This is a genomic window from Butyricimonas sp. Marseille-P2440, from assembly GCF_900091675.1.
GTDB classification, from domain to species: domain Bacteria; phylum Bacteroidota; class Bacteroidia; order Bacteroidales; family Marinifilaceae; genus Butyricimonas; species Butyricimonas synergistica.
The window spans coordinates 1,941,163-1,961,422 of record NZ_LT594610.1; the positions used below are offsets into that span (position 1 = coordinate 1,941,163).

Consider the following 20,260-nt stretch of genomic DNA (forward strand, 5'->3'; position numbering starts at 1 on the left):
CTTATTCATTTTTGTAATCGTCTATGTCCGTGTAATAATCTGCACGGTTATCGTTTAGAAGATATTTGGCAAAATAGTACCAGATTTTGTATCGCCAGAAAAGATCTTTCTTCCCCTTGTACAAGTGTGCCTGACCGGGTAACACATACATCTCGAAGTTTTTGCCGGCATCGATGAGCGCACTGACAAGACGAAGGGATTGTCCTGGGTGCACGTTATTGTCCTCGTCCCCGGTGATGACTAAAAGATGTCCCTTGAGTCGCGGTGCCAACTCCCCGGTGGTGGGTATTTTACACGAGAAGATCGTGTCTTTACCTTTGACCGTTTGGGTCACCCCGTGATGCGTTTCTCCCCATGCCTGGTTGTAGATGTTGTTATCATGGTTTCCCGAGGAAGCCACAGCTGCCTTGTAAAAATCAGGATACGTGCAAATGGCTGCTGCCGACATGAATCCGCCTCCCGAGTGACCGAATATGCCTACACGATTGATATCGATAAACGGATATCGGTCGGCCAATTGTTCAATACCGCTCTTGTCGTCGGCTAACGGGTAATCCCTGAGATTGCCGTACCCGTACGTGCGGTAAGCCTTGCTACGCAAGGGGGTTCCCCCCCGGTGTCCGAAGTTCACAACGATAAAACCGACTTGTGCCAAGGCAGCGTTATGATTGCCGGTAGCGGTGAAGTTCAAGTCCAGCGCATCCATCTGGGGACCGGGGTAGACGTAAGAAATGATGGGGTATTGTCTGGTGGAATCGAAATCGAACGGTTTCCACATCACGCCGTACAAGTCGGTTACCCCGTCGGCGGCTTTTACCGTGAAACGTTCGGGCATTTTCCAACCCGACGCAAACAGAGCGGACAAGTCTGCTTCTGCCAACTGGCAGATTAATTTCCCATTTTTATCACGCAGCACGGAACGAGGAGCCAAATCCACCCGGGAGAAGTTGTCCGTGAAGTAATTCCCGGAAGGGCTGAACGTCACGTCGTGATTGGCATCCTCGGGCGTGAGCAGTTTTATATCGTTCTTCCCGTCGAGGTGCACTTTATACAGGCAGGCGTAATAGGGATGCATCTCTTTTTCCCGCCCGTGACCGATGACGTACGCTTCCCGCCGGTTCGTGTCTATGCGTACAATTTTTTCCGCCATCCAATCTCCCACCGTGAGGGCTCTTTTCAATTTCCCGTCAGCGGAGTAAAGATAATAATGTCCCCATCCGCTGCGTTCCGACCACCAGATAAATTCGTTGTCATCATTGATAAAGGAAATGGATAGGTTTCGGTCATTGAAATTCGGTTTGCATACCTCATTCAACACGACAGTCACTTCGCCCGTTTTCGTGTCTACCCGACAAATATCCAATTCATCCCGCGTGCGTCTCATGCGTTGCACGTAGAGGTAGGCGCCGTCTTTGGTGGCGTACAGGAAATTGAGGTACTGGTCTTGCCACTTCTCGATGGCAACCTTCGTGATTTTCCCGGATTCCGCATCAATTAAAGAGAGTTCATAGTGGGGCACTTTTTTGTCACCCGGCATGGTGTATTTTTGGTTCCCGGTCATGAACGTGACCATGCGGGGACGCCCCGCGGCAGAGGCACTTACCAATAGTAATGTTTCAAGTCCGCGGATGTCTTCCCGGATGACAAACATCCGGTGAGTGCCTTTTATCCATCTGGCTCGGGTGGTGAATATCCTTTTCCCATCCCCCGAGGCGTCATCCGAGTACGAGAACTCTTGCACCCCGTCCGTGGTGATTTGGCGGGCGAGAGAATCAGGTGCGCTCTCCTCGCGCAGCCAGAGGTTATGCTCTTTGGCGTAAGCGACATACGCCCTGTCTGAAGAATAGGAGTAGAGAATGGAAAGCGGATTATGCGGTTTCTGCTGTTGGGTTCCCGGCTTTTGGCGGGGCACCTCCGTGCATTTGCCGGTCTTCATGTCATAACTCAATTGCACCTGATTCGCCCAAAAGGTAAATACGTTTTTGTCTTTACCAAAAGACGGGGTGATACTCAAGTCCCGGGCGTTGCACGGCTTGTGGGTCAACTCGCTGATCTGTGCCGCCATCTTCTCGCGGTCGAACAAGTGCACGGGTTTTCCCTTCCGCGGATCCACGTGGTAAAATTCCCCCCCCCGGCTGGTTTTGTAGGAAAACCAAAAACAGTCGCTATCGGGTATATAGTTGGCTTTTACCGCCCGGGAGTAAAGCAGACTCCCCGCGTTCGCCACGGAATATTTATCCGCCAATTTATAGTTGGCTTTTTGTTGCCCGTCAACCGCAACAGGCAATAAAAAGAACAAACTCATCCATATACTATACCATCTCAACATATCTTTGTTATTTAATATTAAACCTTAAGAATCCACGTCCAGGAATACTTTGCCTTGCTTTTTTAGAAACTACCGGTCCTTCGGCTGTTTCCAAGTCATGCAACACATTCTCACATTCCTCTTTAATTTTATCATTATGAGGCAATTCCAATGCTCTTTTTATCCATTCTGTCATTTTTAAACGAACCTCTTTATTCCCACGTACCATACGTTCTCCCAGAGCTGCCCAATTACTTAATTCCCGGGCATCCGCTTTTTTCAAACATTGTTCTCCCCAAGCATACGCTTCTTCATATTTGCGAGCCCGAAGTAAAGTTATAAATTCGATCTCTTGCTGCATTTTCTTATAATTCGGCAATTTACGATCTTTCAACAAATCAAAATACGTTTGTTTTTTCTCTTCATTGATAACTTCCTTTTTCCCATCGGTATCGTATAACGCCAATGTTTTACTTATACTGGCATACAAATTACGCATCGTCTGGTTCACTACATATTCCCCGTGAATCTTGCATAACTTTTTATACTCTTTCCCGACAGCAATAACCAAAGGTGTATTAATATCCTGCGCGCAACCATCAAATGCCGCCCACAAATATTTATCATTCAATATACCTGTTCCTTGCTCCTCGTAAAGTTGATTCAACACGCTTTCTACAGCATCAGCTTGATAACACGAAAGTAATTCCTTTACATACTCCTTCACGAAAGTTTCATCCCGTTCCCCTTTCACAAAACGAGCCTCTTTACCATTATTTCCGATGGCAACTGCTTTTTCCGCCAAAGCAATGAAAGGCTTAGTTTCCTTATAACCAGACCCTCTTAAAGCAACGAAACCATCATTTGAAATAAACAAATAAGTAGGCAAAGCAACTACCTTAAACTTTTCTTTGAAAGCTTTCCCCTCCTCACCTTTTCTTGTATTACATTTCAAATTAATGAAATGGCGATTGAAAAAATCTCCTACCTCTTTCAACGGGAATATCTTTTTTACCATAGCAGCACATGGTCCACACCAATCCGAATAACAATCCACGAAGATCATTTTTCCCTCTTTCTTTGCCTGTTGCAAAGCCTCTTCCCAAGTACCTTCAAAAAAACGAATACCTTCATTTTCCTGAGCATACGCACCGCACGTGCAATAGGTAAATAATAACAATATATAGATGATCTTATACATATTCCTTCGATTTATATCGAGCTTGTAATTTCTATTTCAAATACCCTCTGATAGGGATCGTGACGCGAGAACCGCCTTTCTGGTACGCGGGAGTTGCAGAAGTCGTCAAATCCTTCAGCACGCTTTGGGCCTCTTCTTGCAGGCTCGCGTCCACGCCGGCCGCGATGGCACGTTTCATCCATTCCGCCATTTGGGTCCGCACGACTTGATTCTGGCGCACCATGCGCTCACCCAAAGTTGCCCAGTTACCTAACACGCGGGCATCGGCGTTTGCCAAGAACTTCTCTCCCAAGGCGTATGCCGCCTCGTACTTACCGCTCCGGAGCAGGTAGATGAACTCAATCTCCTGTTGCAGCGCCTCGCGATTCGGCACTTTCCGTTCTTCCATCACCTGGAAATACGCCTGCTTTTTCTCCTCGCTGAACACCTCCTTGCGGCCTTTCCGGTCGTACAAATCGATGACTTTGGAAATGCTCGCGTACAGGTTGCGTACTTTTTGATCCACGGCAAATGCCCCGTGTATCTTGCACAATTTCTTGTAATCTTTCAGGAAAACCAAGGAAAGCGGGGAGTCGATATTTTCCGCGCAACAGTCGAAAGCCGTCCAGTAATCCTTATCGCGCAGGATTTTGTGTCCCAGCTCCTTGTACAGTTGTCCTAACGTGGCTTCCGCCTGATCCGCCAGATGAAGGGTAAGCATCTCCTCGAAGTACTCTTTCAAGAAAGCCTCGTTTCTCTCGCCTTTGGCAAAACGTTCCTCGTGCCCGTTATGTCCTATTTTCAAGGCTTCTTTTCCCAAGGCGATGAAAGCATCCGCCTGCATCCCCCCCATACTGCGATGGGCGACGTAGCCTTCCGGTGTGACAAAAAGGAAAGTGGGATAGGCAACCACGTTATAGCGTTTTGCCAATTCTTTTCCCTCTTTTTCCATGTCTATTTTCATGCAGATGAAGTTCTTATTATAGAAATCACCTACCTCTTTTAGCGGGAACACGTTTTTCATCATGTAGGCGCAAGGACCGCACCAAACCGTGTAGCCGTCCACGAAAACCAGTTTATTCTCCTGCCTGGCTTTTTGCACCCCCTCTTCCCATGTCCCGTGGAAGAATTGGATACCCTCGTTTTCTTGAGCCACTGCGGGAAGCGACAGGCTGAAAAACAAGATGAAGTGAAGGAATAATTTGTACATGACGTTTAATTTTTAGCGTTTAATAACTCGTGAAATTTCTCAGCCGTGGCTTTGTCTGACGGACGGGACATATTGGCATCTATAATCTTCCCTTCCCGATCCAACAATACAAAACGGGGTACGGACATCGAGGCAGGCATAAAATTCTTCAACCACGCCCAATTCTCGCCCAAGTGCAACTGGATGCCGCCCAAGCCCATCTTCTCGATCGTCTGCTTCCACAACTCGATATCTTTATTCTTATCCACGGAAAGGCTCACGAACAAAATATCCTTTCCCTCGAAACGCTTTTCCAGATCCAACAGGCTGGGCATTTCTCCCTTGCAAGGACCGCACCAGGTCGCCCACATGTCTATATACACGAACTTGCCTTTCAAGTCCGCCAAGGTCACCGTTTCCCCTTTGTTGTCCTGGAAACTGAAATCCGGACAGGGCTGTCCCGGGGCGATCTTCTCCGCTTGCTTGCAAGCCTTGGCAAACAAAGCCAACCTTTCGGGATCTTGCACGTACTGGCGATACAAGTTATTATATCTTTCGATACCGTCCGCCCCGAAATGGAAAAGAGTGATATCCACCAGATAGGACAACACGGCGGGATCTTTCATGTTTTCAAAAATAGATTCCAATCTCCGGTCTGCCAGTTCCGTTCCCTCCAACAACCGCTTCGTATCATTTTTCATCCGCACCAACAACCGGATATACTGGTCCAAAAATTCGCGATAGGCAGGAATCACCATAAACGTGGAATCATCAATCACCCGTTCACGCACCGTTTGCAAATACAGTGCCGTATCCCTCGTGAACACGCGCAACAATTGCAATAATGAATTTGTCTGCAAACGTTTGTGCTCCAATTGCTTGAAATCCTTTGAAAAGGAGGTTCCCTCCAATTTTTGCCGATTAACCATCAAAATAGAATCGGATGTATTGACGTATGCCTGTATTCCTCCAGTAGCGACCTGAACCCCTCCCCGACTGTAAAAATTTATCTGGTTCAAGAACTCCGTTTCTTTCGCTAACGACCCGCTATACCTGATTTCCTTCTCCCCCGGTTTCATGCTATAAGAGAGTTTCAAATCCTTGCCGGGTTCCAAATAAACCAATTTCGACTCAAATTTCCGCGCATTCACGGTAGCGTAAACCGGAGATTGGATATCCAACTCGATACTTCCCTGACCGGTCACGGAATCTATCGCCACCGGCCGATCCGCCACACCGATTTTCACGCGAGGCGCCGTACCGTTATAATCCCGAATGTCAAAAGACAACGTGGCAGTTTGCTTTCCCTTGCACCCGTAGAGTGCAAGAGAGAAGCAAAAAATCCATAATATGTATTTCAATGGTTTCATTTTCATTATCCTATTTCTTTACCGCGTTTTTAGCAGCATTTTCAACCGTATTCCATTTCACTTTCATGATCACGCCCATCTCTTTGTAGTATTGACGGCTTCTCAAATCCGAGTGCGTGCGTCCCAACTCCTCGAACTTTTTGGTCATGAACGCCGCACGGTCCTGCAAATAGAAGCAAAGCTGGTCCACCCTTCCGGTCACGTTCAATTTCAAACAGGCCGTCAAGAACTCTTTCACGAAATTGTGTTGCAAACGGGCACGATACAAGTCTACAGGTTTTGACGCGCTGTAATTCAAGAATACCCCGTTATCAATCAACGCGAACAAGTCATCCAGCGTGTACGCCCGATCGCCCGCTTTTTCCTGAGCCTCCATCAGACGCATCAGACGGGTGTATTCCAACATATTCTTGGCTACAGGCATGATCAACAGGTTCATCCCCATGGCAACATTCGCCCCATGCACGCTCTCCACGTCCGGCGTATCCAACCAAGCCGGCATGCCCGAGAAAATATACTTGTTCACAAACTGCTCCATCTCTTTCTTTTGGCTCTTGGGCAGATAGTGCACACGCTCGTCGTTAAACCCGGCAAGCACCGGTTCGTACCAACTGTTTTCAAGATAATCCAACGCCACTTTCACGTATTCCCCGTAGCACGCTCTAAATACACCGACCAATTCCGTGTAACGCATCCAATCATCTTTCTTGTCCAATTGATCGGCAATCTCTTCAATACGGGAAGAAAGGCGTTTCAAGTTTTCAAGCCCTAACAGGGCCGTCTGCAATTTATTTTGTCCCAAGTCGTTCGGGTTCACCCGATAACCGAAACTCTTTGCCGGAGCGTAATACAATGCCGGATTATTCTTTGCCTTTGCCGCGATAGCCTTCAAAGCCGAGTGCTCGGCGGTAGCGTCCATCCCGGGAAACTGGCGGTATCCCCACTCGATAGCCCAACGGTCGTAATCCGAAGCCTTGGAGAAGAGTTCCCGCAAGGTCATCCCGTCACCGGGTTGCGCGGCGAAATTGAAAATACATCCATCCGTCACGGATGCTGAAATCCCATGCTCGCGCACCCAGGCAGCATCCCGCAACTGTTGTGTCGTGTAAGCCATGCTTCCGGCAAAATTGGGAAGCAATCCCAATACCTGTCCCAGCGTGTTGGACGTGCGATAACGGAAATATTCGGTAAACACCACGGGCAACGAATCGGTAAATACTTTCGGTTCGTATCCGCCCAATTGCATGGTGTAGTTATCCATATTGTCATTCCAATTCTGGCAAGATAAACCGACACACGCACTCAAGATCTCTCCGGTTCTCGCGTCGCTGACGATCGTCTGTTGCGGGGCACCCAATACATACGAGTAAACAATCTGGTGGTAAGCGATTCTCACCTCCGGCTCCCCGTCCTGTACCTGCAACACGTTCTTGAATCCGGCTGCCTCAAAGCAACGATTCCACTCCTCGACTCCCCGGAGCACTTGGCTACGCAAAGCCGGACTGAACGTCTTGTCGAAATAGACCCGAATCGGAAGCACCGGTTCCACCAGCTCTCCCCGTTTGTATTTCTCCATATCCTCGGGGGTCACTTGCAAATTCCAACGTTTCACGATCGTTTCTTTCTTCACGCCATTCGGATTTTTGTCGTAATCATTATAAGAGATCACGTCATACACGATCCGGGGATCCGCATGACGCTCGGCAATCGTGCGGTCCGGCAACTGCTGCAAGCTCCATTCCACCCATGCCGCATTATGCGTATCCCTTCCGGGCATCCCGAATATCCCGGGCGTAAAGGTAGACTGGGCACGCAATGACATAAACTTCACCCCGTCATTGATCACCAACACCGTATCCAGGAAAGAACGGTCCGCGGCAGGTGTATTTATGACCGACTGGTTCGGGAATGAAAACAATTTCCCGGAAGCGTTCACGTCCGACGTGATGTCGATGATATATCCTTGTTTGTCTTTCCCGTAAGCAACGATAGGGTAAGAGAACAACACCGGCTTCAACGAAGCGGCAGCCACGGCTCCCGCCATGTCCCCGCTGGCACGGTCGGAACAAATCTGCTGTTTCACTTCCAGCTGGTCCCCTTTCGGACCCACGTTGAACACCAGCACGCTGGTGATGGAAGAAACCACGCCCGCGTTCTGCCCTTTCGTCAAGGCACCACTCACCAACAAATCTTTACCGATAGAAGCCGCCGGTATTTCCACGTAACATTTTTGGGCATCCCGGTACACGGGAAAAGTTCCCTCCAGCTTCTTTATATCTTTCTTGAAAAACGCCTCGTAGCTCTTCGGGGCCTTTTTCATCGCTCCCGGCTTTTTCTCTTGTGCCACAGAGAAAAACGGCATGCAAACCGCCAGAAGTACGATTATATAACTACATCTCTTCATGATTTTCATTTCTTAACTTTCACGATATTACTTACTCACTTTAGCGTAATTCTCACCACTTAAAACCTCTTCGATTTTACGGGCCACACCCAACAAGTGAGTTTTGGTCAACGGGTCGGTCACAGCAGCTGCCTTTCTCTTGGCACGAGCGGCAATTTTCTCCAACTGAGAAGCATACATCACTCCCATTTCCGGCACCACGTCCATCGGGCCGTCCTCCACGATCACCGAAGCCACGAATAAATACGCGTTTTGCACCATCCGCTCGTGAGCCGACAATTTCGTCTTGTTGTCCATGCAACTCCAAACCCCGTCGTACAAATCATCCATGAAATTCTGGATCGTGTAAGCTTTCTTGCCGTTATACTCCTCGTCTTTCAGCATATTTGTCATCTCGGTCATCACCTTCGGCATCAACTTGCTGGTCACCCGTCCGATATAGGCATCCATATTGCTGCTTACAAGTTGGGAAGTACGACAGTTGTACAACCAAGGCAACTCCTGGAAGAAATACTTCTTCAGGAACATCATCGCCTGATGCTGTTTCTCCTTCTCCACGGGAACAAACTTGGGCATCCCCTCCGAACGCAATGCCGCGTTCGTGTAGCGTCCCCCCACGTATTTCATCGCGTGCATCACGTAACGCATATACTGGCTCAACACGGCATTGTACAAACTCTTCATCAACGTGTAGTTCTCGTCGTCCACGCCGGCAGTCCAGGCCTCCAGGTTCTCCATGATCACCTTCAGGTTTTTCATTCCCAACTCGTTGGCAGCAAGCGCATCAGCACTCAAATCCTCCGATTGGAAACGCGGATCCCATTTGTCGGTTTCCGTACCGAAGAACACTCTCGGGTTGGCTTTCCGTTGCGCGGTCACCCACTCTCTCAAATATTTCGTCTCTTCCTCGATGCTTTTCGTATCACCGAAGTAACGGTACCCCCAGTCGATAGCGAAGTTGTCGTACTCCCCGATACGCGGGATCATGTAATCCAAATCCAGGTTATCTTCCGGTTGGGCGGCATAATTGAAACGAGCGTAATCCATGATGGACGGGCAATGTCCGTGTTTCTTCACGAACTCGCGGTCGCGGATTTCAGACAACGAGCATGTCCAGCTACTGGCAAAGTTGTGGCGCAATCCCAAGGTGTGTCCCACCTCGTGGGCTACGATGTATTTAATCAACTCCCCGGTCAATTTCTGGTCATACGGGAATTTACGGGCAATCGGGTTAATCACGGCTGTCTGGGCGAAATACCAGGATTGCACCAGACTCAACACGTTGTGGAACAATCCCACGTGTGAACAAATGATCTCGCCGGAACGGGGGTCTGCCACGTGAGGCCCGTAAGCATTCGGCATCGGCGAAGCCTTATAGGAAATCACGGAATAACGGGCATCCTCGATCGAGAATTCCGGGTCTTCTTCTGGGGTAGGCACCAATTTGGCCTGAATGGCATGCTTGAATCCCACCTGCTCGAAAGAGGGTTGCCAACTCTCGACAGCGGCTATCACGTAAGGTTGCAAGTATTCCGGGGTATTCCGGTCCACGTAGAACACGATCGGTTTCGCCGGTTCCACCAACTCGCCTCTCTTGAATTTTTCCATATCTTCCGGTTTCGGCTCCAAGCGCCAACGGCTCACGACATTCACTTTCTCCGGTTGCGTGGAATTATCCTTGTACTCGGTTCTGCCATACGCGAAGTATCCCACCCGGTCATCATAATAACGGGGACGCATCGGTTTTTCCGGCAACAAGTACCAGGAAGCGGCAACCTCCCAAGTCGTGGGATTCAATTTGGCCTTGGGATTGTTCTTGGGTGCTTTCCCTTGCGCGTAACTCCGCACGGAACGGAAGATCACGTTGTTCTTGAATGAACTGATGGTCGTGGGATAAGACTTATCAGCCTGGTAAGCTCCTAAATTCAACATCTCAGTCACCCCTTTCAACGAGAAATAGGCGTGATCCGATTTATACATATCCGTGATGTCCACCAGCACGGAGTGATCCGTCTTTGCCTTCACGTCGAAACCCGCCACCAGCGGCATCATGCTGGACGCCTCCACGGCTCCCCGCATATCCGACTTTTCGTCCGGCATGCCTGTCGTGAAAATCGGCTCTTCCAAGAATAATTTATTTTTCGGCCCCTTGTCGAAACGAATAACCTTATTAAATAGGGCATCCCCCCCGAATCCGAACATATCGTTGCTTCCTCTTGCCACTTGGGCGGAACCTTTCACCAAAGAAACGAACACCAATATATCTCTTCCCAGCAGTTCATCCGGCACCTCCATGAAATAACGGTCATCTTGCTCGTAAATATTAAACATCCCCATGTGCTTCACGGCAGAAGGCTTGATAAAGCTCTCCACCGCGGGAATCCCTTTGGGAGCTATCTTCGAACTATCAACGACAACAGCAGGTTGTTGGCCTTTCTTCTTGTCATTCTTTTTCTTCCGGTCGGCAGCTTCTGCATACTGTCCCACCACAAGGAAACAAAGCAATAATGTTAAAAATTTCATGCTAAAATTAACTCTTTTCATACACTGATTTATAATAAACATCTGTAATATCTTGGCGTGAAGAGGGAATGCCCAGTGGGTATCCGCTACCCACAGGCATCGCCTGCTTCACTATAATTTACTGATTACTTGAAGATAAAACCGTATTCTTGCAATTTTGCCTTTATGGCTTTATATTTTGCGATGACCACGGGGAAATCCACGTAACGGTCTTTACTTGGATTTACTTCTTCAGGAGTATAATTCGGCCACATACCACCTCTCTCGTCATATCCCCAAATTTTTATATTCGTTGCATAACGCTCCATAAACTCCTCTTCGGTAAAGGCCAAAACCGCTTGACAATATAACTGCAAATCCTGCTCTTTGGTAGGCACATACCACATTTCCGGGTGATAAGGATCGTGTGGTAGTGAGAGTTGTGAACTGCTAACCTTAGAAGCCGGACTAAAGGGACCGATCATGCCCAAAGATCCCAAATGCCGAACTTCTACATTTGATCCGCAAGCTTGAGAAACCATATATTTGTATCTACTATCTTGCGAATAGATTCTCTCACTAGACGGATTCACAGCGTATGACAGAGCGTAAAAATTCTCATCCAACCATTCCGCCTCATCCAATGCCAACTTGCTAGTAATGGCAGAAGATAAAAATGCCCCTTTCATCAGACTTTTGGCAGCATCATCCATTTCATGGAAATGATGTACTTGTGCCAACACCGTTGTGTTCAATCCTTTGTAAACGGTAGTATCTCCGGATGGAGTAATCAATGAATCCACCAGTAAGATACTGGGCAAATAAGTGCCCTCCGGAATTTCCGGAATGATCTCATCGCGCACGAATTCCAAAACTTCTCTCACGTTCTTTCTTTCCGAGGAAACCAAAGAATAGCATGCGGTATTCCGAGCCGGGGTTTGGCTACCCGGGGAATAGAACACCTGCAACACTTCGTGGTAGGTGTACTCCCCGATTCCTGGGGAATAACGCGTTTCCGAACCTATCGTGTCGTTGTAATAAATCGGGAATCCCGTATCCTTGTATATTTTGTAACGTAAATTATCAATGGGATCTTCGGAATCTTCCAAAACGAACCAATTTTTTTCCAATCCGGAAGGAGATAAATTTCCTTCGTCATCCCCACAATTCCATAAAAGCAAAGCCAACAGGCATAAAAGAAAACTGTATTTCATTGTACCTTAGTTATTTAATGGTTGTAATGTTCTTTCCGGGCGTACTTCATTGCTTAAGTTACCCTTGTTAAAATCGATGGCATCATCCGGAATCGGCAACACGTAAGCAGCCTTGTCTTGAGAATAAGGCTTCAACACGTACTCCCCTTCCGTGGTAATGGTTTTATTCGAGTAGAGAACACTCTTGTGATAAATTTCTTTCTCGAAAGGACGAACCCCGTTCACGGCATAACGGCGGAGGTCAAACCAGCGATGCCCCTCGAAACACAATTCCAACCGACGTTCATCCCGGATAGCGTCAATCAATTCGTTACCGCTCTTATCCATGGGTTTAAAGTCGGCGGCTTCAAAACGGAAAGCTCGTAACTCGTCAATCGTCGTGCGCGCTTCCTCGTCTCGGTGCAGGCAAGCCAAAGCCTCCGCCTTGTTCAGGTACACTTCCGGCAAACGGATGGCAAATTTGTCCGATACTTCGTTTGCCCAGTCCGCTGATTTCACGCAGCGGTAAGTACCTTTTGCCTGTGTTCGCTCAGTAAAAAAGGTTTTCAAACGGATGTCGTGTTCATCGTATGAATCAAGTAAATCCACCGAACTGGTATACCCGGAACAATATACCCCATACCCCATTCCCGATACACTTCCCTTAAGAGCATCAGTATGCAAGAAGTGCATCAGATAAAGACCATGCGTGAAGAGGGTTTCCGTCGATTTCAATTCTACCACTTTATCCCCCTCTTGAAGACCTCGCATATCTTCCAATTCATAACCGAGTGCCAAAACACTATCGGCAGCCGCAACGGCAGCCTCGTAATTTTCCATATATAAATGTATCCGACTCAACAGGGTAAAGGCAGCCGCTTGGTTCGTGCGGTATTTCGTGACTTGGCTGACACCCCGCAGGCACTCGGCGGCACGGGTCAGATCCTCCACCATTTGCCCGTACACTTTCTCTGCAGTCGCCCGGGAGAAATAGATATCCTCTATATCTTCCGAAGTTTTCAAAGGAATACAAGGATCCGTGGCGGCAGTTGCTTTGCAATAGGGTTGCCCGTAAATGTTTGCCATCCAGAAATAGAACTGAGCACGCAAGAAGCGGGCTTCTCCTTCCACCCGCAAGGCAGTTGCCTCCTCGTCCTTGTCAATGTCGATTTGGGTCAACTGGTAGATGATGGAGTTCATCGCAGCTATACGCGACCACATTTTAGTCCAGTTTTTATCCACAAACTCGTTGTTTTCTACATTGCGGAAAGGATCCGGTTGCCAACGGTAAATATTATAAGCATTCAAGCGAATATAATTGGAAGTTTCTGCGGGAATCCCATTCACGAATTCCTCCACGTCATCGTCCATCAGGTGAATGTAAGGGAAGTACCAGGGATCGGTATTGCTTAGATTCGTCCAAAAACCACTTGACTGGTCATCTTTAAAATACGAACTTGTAAGACCTCCTCTAAAATATCCCTCTCCAATCAACAATTCATCCAAGTTGGTCACATTCTCCACGTAAGCCTGGTTTTGGGAGTATTCCTTCAAAAAATCCCCGCAAGCTGCCGAGGTAAACAGCAACCCGCAAAGTAGAGCTATTTGATATATATGCTTCAGTTTCATAGATTATTTTTTAGAATGTCACGTTTACAGTAAAAGAATAATTGGGACGCACGGACATATTCACCGTGGGGGTGATACCGGACTGGGTAACGTCCTGTCCTTTCAACTTTTTGCTGGCAATGGTAAAGAGATTGGTTCCCGTGATGCTCAAGTAAGCCGCTTGGATGCCGATCTGCTTGCAGAATTTGTCATGCACGTTGTAACGGAAAGAAAAGGATTGCAATTTCAAATAATCGCCTTTTACCACCCGCAAACTGGAATTGTCATACATCTGGTAGACATCAGACGGGGCAAAAGTCGGCATCAAGCCGCTGGATGTATACTCGTGCGATGCCCACCACGGGGTAACGGTCTTGGTCCTCAGGGCAGGAATATTGGTTTTCGTTTCATCCCCGGGAGTTCTCCAGCGACGAACAAATTCGCGACGCATGTTCTTTTCCCCGTACGGCGGGAAATCACTCGTGTTCCCGAACAACTTCAACAAACGGATCTTGTTCCCGAAACTATACGTGAAGTTGAAAGAAAGACCGAACTGGCGATAGCCCAAATAACTGGAGATACCACCCTGCAACGTCGGCACGCGGGTACCGGACTCTTCCATGACGATTTCAAAAACATCCTCATCCTCCATTTGAGAGTATTTAGCGTATAATTCATCCGCGAGTTCCTCCTCCAAGTTGCCATAAATGGGACTTCCGTCCTTGGAACTTAACCCCTTGAAGCGGTAAGAGAAAAAGGTATTCAACGGTCTGTCAAGCAATTGCGCCGTACCGTTCAAGTAATCGGTATATTTAATCTCGTCGCGCAAAACATTGTTGCGGTTGTCAATGGCTTTTGAAATCAGGTTGTTCACCACCTGCCCGATCTGCGGGTCGATTCTCCACACGAAACCGCGCCTGCCGCTGGCATCCACCTTCTGGTTAATCGGCACGATATTCAAGGTCACCTCTACTCCTTGGTTGGTCAACTCTCCCTGGTTCACGGTATAGGATGTACGACCGTTGATGTCGGAGATCGATTTGGTCAGGAAGGCGTCTTTCGTGCGTTTGTAATAGTAGGACACCGAACCGCCGAGTTTGTTTTTCCACAACATGAAGTTGATTTCCGCGTTGTAGGAATGGGTCGTTTCCCATTTCAAGTTGGGATTGGGATAATAGGCTATTGAAGAAGAAAATTCATTGTACCAGCTATCCAACCCGCCTTGATTAATGATCATTTTAGAAGTCTGGTTGTCCAACATGTTTCCCTGGATACCGTAGGACAATTTCAACGCCAAGTCATTCACGAAGGCAGTGTTCGCAAACAGGTCTTTCTTCACGTCCCAACGACCGGAAACCGACCAGATGGGCAACAACTTCTCGTTGGAACGACTGCCGAATTGGTTGCTGGCATCCATACGGGTGTTGAAGTTCAAGGTATAGCGGTCGTTATAGGTGTAAGTCACGGCAAAATAAGCGGATGCCAAATTGGTCTTGGTATCGCCGATAACCGGTTTATTCAAGGCAAGCCATGTTGCATAACCGGTGTACTTGTTTAATAAGTCCTTGTAGGCAATCGTTCCGAAAGATTTCCCTCGATTGGGATAATAACCGCGGGTGATGTTCCGATAGGAGTGATATTCGGAAGAGGAAACCTCACCTCCCAAGGCAACGTTCACCAAATGCAAGTCATTGAACATCTGATTGTAATTCAATTGCAAACGCAACACGTAATTGTTCCGACGCGTGTCATTCAACGTCAACTCCCCTCCCTGCGGGCATTTGTTCCCCGAGTGCTTCACATCATCTCCCTCACCGAGAACATAAAGGTCATTCTGGCGTAACGCATGGATATAATAGGAACCCTCTTCAAACACGGTTTCATCATTCGTGGAACCGATCGTGTAGGAAGCGGTACCCTCCACGTTCAACACGGGCAAAATCCGGTACTTCAAGGTTCCCGTCAACGTGGCGGAATAGGTGTTGATTTTATGGTAGGTCTTGTCCATCTCGTTTTCCACGTTAAAAGGATAGGAATATGCTTTTATAGTCCCTTGCTGGTAGAAATAACGGCTGCCGTCCTCGTTATAGGCGGGAATGGCACGGCTCATCTTGTAAGCGTAATCCGTCAATCCCATGGTTCCCCCGTTCTCGAATTTGATGTTGGGCGTGTACCGACGTTTGTTGTTATTCAATTGGATTCCGAATTGGAAATCCACTTTCGAGAAATTCCCGTTCAACTTCAAGTTGGCGGTATAGTTGCGGTTGTACTCTTTCTTGATCACCCCTTTCTCGTCGGCATAACCGATGGAAGCGTAATACTTAATGGTTTCGGATCCCCCGGAAATACTCAAACTGTGCTTGTTGGAGAGGGAGTTTTGGCAAATGATGTCGAACCAGTCCGTGTTGATCGTCTCGTAACGATTGGTCAACCGGTTAAACTCGTCAAAACTGATACGGCCGTTCTTGTAGTCCACGTAGGCAGCCTCGTAACCAAGCCAGTTGCTGGACTCCTTGAATTCCATTCCGCGGGCAAACAACTCGCGGGATACGTCCACGCGTTCCTTGGAATTCATTAAATAGATTTCACGGTCGCTATAATACGGACGACGATTGACGGTTCCGGACAACGAATAAGTCACGTGCGGCTTCCCGGTCTTTCCTTTTTTCGTGGTGATCACAATGACACCGTTGGCAGCACGGGTACCGTAGATTGCCGTGGCGGCAGCATCTTTCAACACATCGATCTGCTCGATGTCGTCGGGGTTCAAACCGGAAATGGCGTTACCTAACAGGTTCACGAAGTCCAAGCTGTTCAACTCGGATGGGTCAACATTCACGGGGTCCGTCTGCACGATACCGTCTACCACCCACAAGGGCTCCTGGTTACCCAACACGGTGGAAGTACCGCGGATACGAATCTTGGGTGCCGCTCCCGCCTGACCTGAGTTTTGCATGAAAATCATGCCCGGAATATGTCCTTCCAACATCTTGTCCACGGAGGAAAGACCTGCCACGTTTACGTCTTCCATTTTCAGTGATGTGATTGCCGAAGTATTCCGACGACGGTCGATGTCCTGGTAACCGGTTGAAATCACAGTCACCTCGTTAAGCGTTTCCACTTCGTCCTCAAGGACGATTTCATATTCTTTATTATCGGATTTTTTCACGACAACTTCCTTGGTTTTCATACCGATAAAAGAGAGCACCAACGTATCGGTGGCATGAGGCACATTCAAAGAGAAAGCTCCATTGCCATTCGAGACCGTACCGACAGTTGTACCCTTAATGCGGATGGTGACTCCCGGAAGAGGTTCTTTTTGCGAATCAATCACCTTACCGATGACCACCCATTTATTATCGGGTGCTGGTGCCGTGTAAGGCAAACGCTTGATCACCACAACGTCATTTACATACTCGTGTGTCAACTTCAAAGGTGTCAACACCTTATCCAGTACGACCTTCAGGTCTTCATTCGTCACATTCACCGTGATCAATTCTTTCATTTGTAGCAAAGAAGAATTAACCAAGAACTGGTTCCCCGTCTGCTCTTTCATCGCGGCGATAAACTCTTCTAACGTCGCATTCTTCAAATCCACAGATACTTTACTCTGTGAAAAAACCAGAGCAGAAACACTCAGATTAAATACCACAATTAAAATACAAGTCAATTTCATAATCAACCATGTCTTTTTTTTACACATAATAAAGTCCCAGAACTTTAATAGTTCACTTTTTTCCATAACTTTGTAAAGTATTTAAATGATAATACATGAAGCGCGGACTCCAGACCTAGGAAATTTGTTGTCCGTGTTTCTTTTTATTGATATAAGATCACCACATTCCCATCTATTTTATATTTTACCTCTTCCGAAGCGGCAAGAACTTCCAAGAAAGTTCGGATAGAATCATACCGTTTCAAATACCCCGTAAACTGTATTTCTTTTACTTTCGGATTCTGGTAGAAAACGGACACATCATACCATCTTGCCAAAGTATGCATCACTTCTTCAAGACGCTTTTCTTTAAATATATACCAACCGTCTTTCCATCCGACATACTCTTCCACTCTCACCTCCCGCATCGTCAATTCACCCGTCAATGATGCCACAGCCTGCTCACCCGGTGATAAAGTGACTCTCTCACCCTTCTTACCCGTGAACATCACTTTTCCGGAAACCAACGTGGTCAACACAGATTCCCTCTCGTAAGCTCTCACGCCAAACGAAGTCCCCAACACGTTTACCTTTCCCAAATCCGTTTCGACAACAAAAGGACGACCGTCTTTCGTTACGTCAAAATAAACTTCTCCTTTCACCGCAACTACCCGTTCTTTCTTCGAGAAACGTACCGGATATTTTATTCTACTCCCGGCATTTACCCACACCCGAGTACCATCGTCCAAGACCACGTAACACTCACCACCAAGAGGCACGATCAACTCATTGTACACGAGTTCGGATTCCCGGACAGAATCTTGTTTATACAAGAGTTGCCCATTCTCCATTCGAATAGTTGAACCTCCCTGTTCTTTAATTTCATTTCCTTGGAGAATATCTACTACCCGTCCGTCCGACAATTTCAACTGTACGCTTTCTTTCTTTGCCAATACTACCGGACTCTCCTGTTTCTCTTCTTGCATCATCATCCACACGCCAAGTCCCAATAATGGCAAAATGAAACAAGCCGCAACAGCCACTCGCCGTAGAACAAACCGTTTCTTATCTCTCCGCCGATTTCTCTCGAAAATCTCGTACGCTTTCTCGGGAGAATACTTCTCGTACCGGGCAAAATGCTTTTCCAGATAAGCATCATCCCCGACTTCCGAATAGACATCCCGTAAATGCTTATCCTTCAGCAATTGCTCGAACTTCTTCTGTTCCTCGCCTTGCAACACTTCAGAATACGCTTTACGCATTAATGCTACTATTTTACCTAAATCTCTCTTCATATCCATGTTCATTACATCTCTAAAATGCACGACATTTCATTTAGGGTGACAGAAAAAGAAATTATTTTTCAAAAAAACTTTTCCTTAATGGAAAAACACGGCAAACCAGAATAAATAAGCAGAATCCTTCATTTTTTCCCGCAAGTACTTGAAGCCTCTACTCTTTTGTGTTTTTACCGTATTAATGGAAATACCCAATTCCTCGGCAATCTTGTTATCCGAACATCCTTTCATTCTCAATAACAGAATTTTACGCCTTTCTTCTGGAAGATCATCTATCAGAAAATACAATTGACGCACCAATTCCTCCCTCACCGTATCGGCAAACTCTTCATCCGAATATTCATTTTCCTCTCGTAACACCTGCTGCACGTAACGTTCCTGAAACTTCTCCCGGCGCAAATGCATCATGGCTTGATTATAAGTCGACCGATATAAATAATAGGTCAGATCATCAATTGTAGGAAATTTCCGATCACTCTTCCAAATATTCATCAACACCTCCTGCACCAAATCTTCCGCCACAACCGTATTCTGAATAATCCGATCCGCATAGGAACACAATGCGGCATAATAATACGTGAAAACACTTTTCCATGCTTTCTCGTCCTTATCATTTACCCCACGTAAAATTTGTGTCACATCTATACCCATAACAAAGAATACTCCATTGTTACAAAGGTATATAATAAAAAGAATATTTTATCTCCCCGAGAGAAAATTAATAATCCATAACATCGTCCCCCTATAAAACAATAAAAGGGGCTTTCGCCCCTTTATCTGATATACTCTTTGATTCTTTGTAATAACTGCGGATTTGCCGTCATGATCGCTATCCCCCGGTCATACCGGAAATGCTCTATCGTTCCTTCGGCTTCCTGTACAATCAAAACTCCCGCACATACATCCCAAAGTTTTAACCCTAATTCCCAATAACCATCCAGGAATCCGGCAGCCACACAACAAAGGTCATAAGCCGCAGACCCCATACGTCGTATACCCCGCAAATGCGGCAATATGCGACTCAGATTATCTATATTATTAATAGGATTTATCCCTTTATCGTATGGAAATCCGGTTGCTAACACGCTTTGATCCAAATCTGTCTTAGCCGCTACACGAATCGGCTTACCATTCAGAAAAGCACCTTTCCCGCGAATAGCCGTGTACAACTCGTCCATATAGGGAGCGTACACGACACCCAACACCGTTTCGCCCCGGTATTGCAAACCGATAGAAACCGTGTACACGGGTAATCCTTGGCTATAATTATTCGTCCCATCCAAAGGATCGATCACCCAAAGGTAATCACTATGCAAATCATGCTCTCCACTCTCCTCTCCCAACACGCTATGATCGGGAAAATGTTTCCCGATACGCTCAAGCAACATGGATTCACTTAATTTATCCACCTTTGTCACCACGTCGTGCACGGTCGATTTGGTTTCAATATCCAAATGCCCGCTTCTGAAATAAGATCGTTGTACCTCTCCCACTTCTTTCGCCCAAACAATGGCTAATTCCAAGGTGCTTTCTAGACAAATATTCATAGATTA

12 protein-coding genes are annotated in these 20,260 nt (G+C 47.1%); all 12 read right to left on the minus strand.

All coding sequences use genetic code 11. The features are described from left to right. Window position 1: 1 nt before the first annotated feature. Window positions 2-2,329 carry a S9 family peptidase gene (locus BN8899_RS19225; protein WP_065220565.1) on the minus strand — a complete coding sequence of 776 codons (2,328 nt, stop codon included), beginning with the start codon at window positions 2,327-2,329 and terminating at the stop codon, window positions 2-4. Between the two features lie 7 nt (window positions 2,330-2,336). Further along, the gene (locus BN8899_RS19230) at window positions 2,337-3,509 is read right to left on the minus strand and encodes a thioredoxin family protein (protein ID WP_018335842.1); all 1,173 of its coding nucleotides are present in this window, start codon (window positions 3,507-3,509) and stop codon (window positions 2,337-2,339) included. Between the two features lie 31 nt (window positions 3,510-3,540). Next, window positions 3,541-4,698: a thioredoxin family protein gene (locus tag BN8899_RS19235; RefSeq protein WP_018335843.1), complete on the minus strand. Its 1,158-nt coding sequence runs from the start codon at window positions 4,696-4,698 to the stop codon at window positions 3,541-3,543. Window positions 4,699-4,703: 5 nt separating this feature from the next. After that, window positions 4,704-6,053, minus strand: coding sequence for a TlpA family protein disulfide reductase (locus tag BN8899_RS19240; protein WP_018335844.1), 1,350 nt, complete (start codon window positions 6,051-6,053; stop codon window positions 4,704-4,706). A gap of 4 nt (window positions 6,054-6,057) precedes the next feature. After that, window positions 6,058-8,451, minus strand: coding sequence for a DUF5117 and DUF5118 domain-containing protein (locus BN8899_RS19245; RefSeq protein ID WP_065220566.1), 2,394 nt, complete (start codon window positions 8,449-8,451; stop codon window positions 6,058-6,060). 27 nt (window positions 8,452-8,478) lie between these two features. Next, window positions 8,479-10,995, minus strand: a complete 2,517-nt coding sequence (locus BN8899_RS19250; protein WP_169503540.1) for a zinc-dependent metalloprotease — start codon at window positions 10,993-10,995, stop codon at window positions 8,479-8,481. Window positions 10,996-11,099: 104 nt separating this feature from the next. Further along, window positions 11,100-12,167: a hypothetical protein gene (locus BN8899_RS19255; protein ID WP_026207136.1), complete on the minus strand. Its 1,068-nt coding sequence runs from the start codon at window positions 12,165-12,167 to the stop codon at window positions 11,100-11,102. A 6-nt stretch (window positions 12,168-12,173) separates the two neighbouring features. Further along, window positions 12,174-13,775 (minus strand): RagB/SusD family nutrient uptake outer membrane protein, encoded by a 1,602-nt coding sequence (locus BN8899_RS19260; RefSeq protein WP_018335848.1) that lies wholly within the window; start codon window positions 13,773-13,775, stop codon window positions 12,174-12,176. A 10-nt stretch (window positions 13,776-13,785) separates the two neighbouring features. Continuing rightward, window positions 13,786-17,496: a SusC/RagA family TonB-linked outer membrane protein gene (locus tag BN8899_RS19265; protein WP_231932432.1), complete on the minus strand. Its 3,711-nt coding sequence runs from the start codon at window positions 17,494-17,496 to the stop codon at window positions 13,786-13,788. Window positions 17,497-17,573: 77 nt separating this feature from the next. After that, a complete protein-coding gene (locus tag BN8899_RS19270; protein WP_169503542.1) occupies window positions 17,574-18,704 on the minus strand; it encodes a FecR family protein in 1,131 nt (376 codons plus the stop codon). Between the two features lie 84 nt (window positions 18,705-18,788). Further along, window positions 18,789-19,346 (minus strand): RNA polymerase sigma factor, encoded by a 558-nt coding sequence (locus BN8899_RS19275; RefSeq protein ID WP_231932434.1) that lies wholly within the window; start codon window positions 19,344-19,346, stop codon window positions 18,789-18,791. A 134-nt stretch (window positions 19,347-19,480) separates the two neighbouring features. After that, window positions 19,481-20,254, minus strand: coding sequence for an inositol monophosphatase family protein (locus BN8899_RS19280; RefSeq protein ID WP_065220567.1), 774 nt, complete (start codon window positions 20,252-20,254; stop codon window positions 19,481-19,483). Window positions 20,255-20,260: the final 6 nt, after the last annotated feature.